General features: G+C 69.8%; 1 protein-coding gene. It reads right to left on the bottom strand.

The window, feature by feature from the left end; translation table 11 throughout:
- On the bottom strand, positions 1-404 hold a 404-nt coding region (locus EOE48_RS28845; RefSeq protein ID WP_484213855.1), incomplete at its 3' end, for a response regulator.
- Positions 405-441 lie beyond the last annotated feature (37 nt).

Raw genomic sequence — 441 nt, 5'->3', positions numbered from 1 at the left:
CGCGTGAATGCGCTGTCGATCAGTGCGGTGTCGAGGCGGCGCAAGTGGCGCAGGGCGTCGCCGAAGAAGAACGACGCTTCCAGGCCGAGCAGTGCCAGGCTGTCGCCACGCGGCAGGCCCAGGTCCAGCAACAGGGTTTGCTGGCCGCTCTCCTGCACCACCCGGGCCAGGTGGGTAGTGAGCAATGCCCCGTCGGCACTGCTTTGTACGCCGAACAGCACCGTCAGCCCGCCGAGGGCGGGGTTGCTGGCCACCGCCGGCATGCGCTTGCCCAGGCGGCGCACCAGCCCGGCCACTTCGCTTGCGCGCGAGCCATAGGCGACGAAGTCGCGGGCGCCAGCGCGCATGGCGTGCAGCACCAGTTGGTTGTCCATGCCATCGCCGAGGGCGACGATCGCCAGCATCGGCTTGGCCTCCAGCACCCCGTCGATCAAGGCGCAC

The organism is Methylobacterium oryzihabitans, assembly GCF_004004555.2.
GTDB classification, from domain to species: Bacteria; Pseudomonadota; Alphaproteobacteria; order Rhizobiales; family Beijerinckiaceae; genus Methylobacterium; species Methylobacterium oryzihabitans.
This window is presented reverse-complemented; position numbering and strand designations above follow the sequence as displayed.